The 5,676-nt window shown below is 41.1% G+C and carries 6 protein-coding genes; all 6 read left to right on the forward strand.

Going from position 1 to position 5,676, the window contains the following annotated elements; genetic code table 11:
* Window positions 1–1,165: 1,165 nt before the first annotated feature.
* Window positions 1,166–1,807, forward strand: a complete 642-nt coding sequence (locus tag RAO94_11495) for a MotA/TolQ/ExbB proton channel family protein (GenBank protein ID MDP8322964.1) — start codon at window positions 1,166–1,168, stop codon at window positions 1,805–1,807.
* Complete coding sequence (locus tag RAO94_11500) at window positions 1,797–2,204, forward strand: biopolymer transporter ExbD (protein MDP8322965.1); 408 nt, start codon at window positions 1,797–1,799, stop codon at window positions 2,202–2,204. Before RAO94_11495 ends, RAO94_11500 begins: the two co-directional genes overlap by 11 nt.
* A gap of 205 nt (window positions 2,205–2,409) precedes the next feature.
* Complete coding sequence (locus tag RAO94_11505; GenBank protein MDP8322966.1) at window positions 2,410–2,826, forward strand: GxxExxY protein; 417 nt, start codon at window positions 2,410–2,412, stop codon at window positions 2,824–2,826.
* Window positions 2,827–2,915: 89 nt separating this feature from the next.
* Window positions 2,916–3,692 carry a TonB family protein gene (locus RAO94_11510; GenBank protein MDP8322967.1) on the forward strand — a complete coding sequence of 259 codons (777 nt, stop codon included), beginning with the start codon at window positions 2,916–2,918 and terminating at the stop codon, window positions 3,690–3,692.
* Window positions 3,693–3,704: 12 nt separating this feature from the next.
* Complete coding sequence (folP, locus tag RAO94_11515; GenBank protein MDP8322968.1) at window positions 3,705–4,916, forward strand: dihydropteroate synthase; 1,212 nt, start codon at window positions 3,705–3,707, stop codon at window positions 4,914–4,916.
* Window positions 4,904–5,653 carry a diadenylate cyclase CdaA gene (gene cdaA / locus RAO94_11520; protein ID MDP8322969.1) on the forward strand — a complete coding sequence of 250 codons (750 nt, stop codon included), beginning with the start codon at window positions 4,904–4,906 and terminating at the stop codon, window positions 5,651–5,653. The genes folP and cdaA overlap by 13 nt, the downstream gene beginning before the upstream one ends.
* Window positions 5,654–5,676: the final 23 nt, after the last annotated feature.

Raw genomic sequence — 5,676 nt, forward strand, 5'->3', positions numbered from 1 at the left:
AGTGGTTGCCGGATATTTGGGAATATATTGATATTCATAAACCCACGGCTCCCCATTCCGCTTCCGGCGGTAAACCTTGTCGCCATATCTGCCATGTATCTGACAGGTATTTTCAATAAAATAATCTGCATTTCCATTTGTATTACTTTTCATAATTCCAATACTCGTCACATATCACTATTCTGTCAAACTATTTATGGTATATTTATCATACTGTCATACAATATCATACATTGTCATAGTTTGTCATAATTTGTCATATTTTTTCCGGCATATTCATTTCTCTAAACCCCATAAAAGCTATTGAGTTAAGATGATGTACTCATCAGATTGACTTAAGAGCAGGCAAAACTCCTATTTTCTTCATTTATAAGCAGTTACCCTTTTATTAACACCAGATGAATATCTGATGAACAGCCCCGGCAACTATTTTAACTATTCACCATCCCTCAGCCTATGCTTTGCTCCGGATCGACAAGCCATTCGCAAGCTAAAATTCCCACTATCCAGGCACTATTCTGGCAGCCTTCTGGCAACCTTTAGGAGACCTTTAGGGGAGGTAAACCTGATCAACATAACACAATAATGTCATGCCGTTCAACTTTACCTCCCTTAAGGGTCTCTCGGGGGTCACCAATAGGCTGCCTACTGGTTGCCAGTTGATTTTAAGTAGCTTGTTTTGATCCTGGTTGTTGATGGTTTTTTAGGGAAGGGATTGGTGAGAGTATTTAATCTTAATAATTGTCAAATTGGCGTTTTACGTGAAAGGTGAAAATTAGAAAAAAATGAGGGTGCGAAGATGCGGAGGTGTGATTAAATATAATGTAATCAGCTCAGGGATGAGCTGGGTACTCAGACTTCTCACATCTCACTGATCAGGGTAAAATTCTCTGTGAACTCTGTGCGCTCTGTGGTGAAAATTCTTCTCTTACATTACATTTAATCACACCTTTACATTCTCTCATCTTCGCATCCTCTTTTTTCCCTCGTCTCCCTTCTCCCCTCTTCCGTCTCACGATTTAATTATTTTAATTTAATTATAGATTTTGATTGACAGGAGTTGATAATCTGGGGGAAGAAAGTTATTGAAATGATGGTAACCTGAAATAGGGTTATTCGTTTTAAGATATGGGAAATAAAATTAATAACGATAAAGGAAGGAAAGATGACCGGAACTGAAACTAATATCCTGATGATAGTATCCAAGGGTGGATTTTTGATGATAATATTGCTGGTGATATCTATTGCCGCAATAGCTATTATAATTGAAAGACTGATAAACCTGAAGAAATTAAGCGGCAGTAACCGTAAACTGATGGAAGAAGCCCTGGCTACCCTGGCAGAAGAAATGCCGGAACGTGCTATCCAGATCTGTGAGGCTAATGCCGACGTGCCAATATCCGGTTTATTGATCGAGACAATTGATAACTTTAAAGCACCTTTGCATGAGCTGGAAACTATTATGGAGATAGAAGCCGGCAAGCAGGGGATTCGCATCCAGAAGAACCTGGGAACCCTTTCCTCATTTGCTGCAGTTGCACCATTAATAGGATTTCTGGGTACAGTGACCGGAATGGTGAAGGTATTTATGAAAATCGATCAGACCGGCGGCGGAGTGGATATTGGTATGCTGGCTAATGGTATCTGGGAAGCACTTCTTACTACAATTGGCGGTTTGATCGTGGGAATAGTGTGCATATTATTTTATAACTATCTGATCGGGATAACGGAACAGATAGCTGCCGACCTGGAAGAAGGTTTAGGCAAACTGATGATCAATATCAGGAGATTGCGCCATGAGAATTAAATTGAAGAGAAAAAGACTATCTTCCGTAGCTTTGATCTCTTTTACGGATGTGATCTTTCTGCTCTTGATATTTCTGCTGATATCCACCAATTTTGTGACCCATTCGGGCATAAAAGTTAATCTGCCCCGCTCAAGCAGTAAACAGAACGAATTTAACAAGAATCTGAGCGTGACGCTAACTAAAAATGATGAAGTGTTTATTGCTGATGATTTTGTAGCCTGGGAAAATGTAACTTCGCATCTTACTGAATTGCTGGTGGCAGATCCGGAGCAGGTGGTGGTGATCCGTTCAGACGAAGACGTGACCTTGAAGAAGATCATCAGATTGCTTGACCTGGTGCAGATGACAGGTACGAATCGCTTCTTTATTGCTACAGAACTGGAAAGAGAAAAATGAGTTATCAACGAAAGGTGCGAAAAACACGAATGAAGTTATACAAAATTAATTTCATTGCTAGGAATTAGGAGGGGTTTTGATAAAAAAAAACTTTTATCTTCTGAATAGCATCTGGAAGAAGAAAAATGAGTTATCAACGAAAGGTGCGAAAAACACGAATGAAGTTATATAAAATTAATTTCATTGCAAGGAATTAGGGGGAAGTTTGATAAAAAAAGACCTTTTATATCCTGAAGAGTATTACGTGATAATGGGGGCTGCATTTGAGGTTTATCGTGAATTCGGTGCGGGATTTTTGGAAGGAGTTTATCAGGAATGTCTTGAATTAGAATTTATCAGGCAGAAGATTCCTTTTATTGCACAACAAATAATAACACTGGAGTATAAAGGTACACAGTTAAAACAAATTTATAAGCCAGACTTTATATGTTATAATAAGATAATATTAGAAATCAAGGCATTGGATAAGCTTGCACCAGAACACGAGTCACAGGTTATTAACTATCTGAGAGCAAGCAACATGAAATTGGGAATATTGATTAACTTTGGAAGCTATCCTAAAGCCACAAGTAAGCGATTAATAAATCTGCCAAGAAAATTAGTTATCAACGAAAACACGTAAAACGCGAAAGGAATTAGGTGGGAATTTGACAGAAAAAGTGAATTTTAGTGTTTTTAGTGTATTTCGTTGATAAAAAAAAGAAGGATATTATGCAAGAAGGATATGTAGAGAGATTGGCAGTGGTTGTGTCAGTGGGAATGCATATTATTGTAGCCCTTGTTTTGCTGAGCATGAAGTTTGAACTGGACATAACACCAGTGCAGAAGCTGATAGAGATAGTTAATTATGGAGTGGATAGACCGAGTGAAACGGGGTCTAATACGCAAAAGCCTGAAGGTTTGAAAAATCCGGTGGCTAATCCTGTCCAGGGAGCACTCACCAGTTCAGCACCGGATAATATAAATTTACCGAAGTCTGTAAGTCAATCTGAGCAGGAGATACTGGAACCTGTGCATGACCAGATAGCCTGGAGCGATCTTAAGGAATCTGATATTGCCGGGAACACTCCTGAGATGGTAAAAAGCGGATTGGACACCCCTGCATTATCTGACGCTAAACCACAACAGGAAGCGGAAACGGCGAGTGTGAAAGCGGATAAGGATTTTCTGGCAGGTCTCAGAGAGCGAATTGCGGCAGAAGATAGTGACAGCGGAGGATATACTTTGAGCGGAGAGGTTATTAACCGCACCATTCTGAATAAAGTAATCCCTGAATATCCGGAAGGTCTGCAGCAGAATAGTGAAGTGGAGCTACGTTTTGAAGTGACTCCGGATGGTAAAGTGGGCGAAAATATTGTGATCCTCAAAAAAGGTGGCGCTCAACTTGATCAGGTTAGCCTGGAAGCACTCAGGCAGTGGCGGTTTAATCCGATCAGTGGAGAATTTATCCAAACCGGCGTTATCACCTTCAGCTATAAACTGAAATAACAGGGACAGGGAATGAATAGAATATTACATATCATAAATAGCGAGCAGGCTCAGGCAGAACTGAAAAAGATCAACGTCTCCTCCGGGGGTATTGAATCCATGTATGCAAAGATGAACGGGTTGTGCCTTAAACTTGAGAATGTACCACTGGCAGCAGCAAACATCCTGAAGCAGGAGATGCTTTCACTGGGCGGAGATGCAGCAGTAGCCCGGGGTGTGGTGAATGGCACTGTGCCCTTGAGCGAAGTGATCCTGATGGGTAATGAGCAGAAATTAATACGACTGGCAGAAAAGCTTGTCTGGCAGCAGTATTTCAAGCTGCCGGCCATCCGCAAAGATATCCTGCGTCTGCTGAAGAACTTTCAGGGAAAAGATATTGGGAAACGTGAATATAACGGTAAAACAATAGACCTTTCCCAGACTCAGATCATGGGGGTATTAAATATTACTCCTGACAGTTTTTCTGATGGTGAGAAGTTTCTGGCAAAGGATGCTGCTGTGAAGCAGGCACTGATAATGATAGATGAAGGAGCTGCAATAATAGATATTGGGGGAGAATCCACGCGCCCCGGAGCAGCGGAAGTGAGTGCCAGAGAAGAGAAGGAAAGAGTGATAGATGTGATCAGGGAAATCAGGCAGGAAAGTGATATTCTTATTTCCATAGATACAACTAAGGCAGAAGTTGCCAGGGGAGCAATGAAAGCCGGAGCGGATATGATCAATGATATTTCTGCCTTAAGGTTTGATCCTGAGATGATAAAAGTCTTAATGGAATATCCGGAAGCAGGAGTTATTTTGATGCACATGCTGGGAACTCCACGCACCATGCAGCAAAAACCTGAATATGAGGACACCATCCGTGAGATACTGGAATTTCTGCAGGAACGGATAAATTACGCAGTGAGTAATGGTATAAGCCCGGAAAGAATAATGATAGATCCCGGAATCGGGTTTGGCAAGAGACAATCTGATAATCTACTGATATTGCAAAGACTGGCAGAATTTCACTGCCTTAATTGTCCGGTGGTATTGGGAGCTTCGCGAAAGAGCTTTATCAACCGGATCTATGAAAGCAAAGCAGATGAGCGGGAAGAAGGGACTCTGGCAGGCACGGCACTGGGACATAATGCGGGTGTGCATATTATCAGAGTGCATGACGTGAAACAAAGCAAAAGATTACTGCAGGTTATGCAGGCAGTGAAGGAAGTAAAATGCACTTTATGACCCCTGGACTGAATGATGTGATAGATATATCCCTGATAGCATTACTGCTATTTTTGGGGATGCAGTTCTTTAAGCGGAATGGCGGATTACAGTTATTTGGTGTTCTCCTGCTGCTGCTATTGAGTTATTTTCTGACAATCCTTTTAGATCTTAGAATGATGACCTATGTGCTTAATCAGATAAAAAACTACTGGTTCCTGGTCTTCATAATTCTTTTTCAACCAGAGATCAGGGTTGTGCTGGCAAAATTTAATCAACGCTATAATATCATGGAATTATTTCAGCGCAAGCAGGGCTCGATCTATCCCAAGATCTTAAATGCCATCTCAATCCTGTCATTCAGATCAAAGGGCTCACTGATCGTGATAGAAGGTAATAACCGTCTGGATAAATACCAGGAATCTGGTGAAGTAATTGATTCAGCCATTTCTGTGAAACTAATATTAACAATATTTGATAATCGCAGTCTCCTGCATGATGGAGCAGTGGTTATCAGAAATAACCGTATATTTGCCTGTAAAGTGGTTCTGCCTCTTTCAGAGAACCTGGAATATACGCGGGAACAAGGTACCCGTCATCTGGCAGCAATCGGGATTTCTGAGATCACTGATTCCGTAGTGATAATAACTTCAGAAGAAACGGGTAAAATCTCCCTGGCAAAACGGGGACATCTGATATCTAACCTGAGCCTTGATGAACTTGCTCAAATCCTGAAAGATGAAACAAAACAAATTTAGTATCGCAGTTACGGGGGGAATTG

Source organism: Candidatus Stygibacter australis (genome assembly GCA_030765845.1).
Classification (GTDB): Bacteria; Cloacimonadota; Cloacimonadia; order Cloacimonadales; family TCS61; genus Stygibacter; species Stygibacter australis.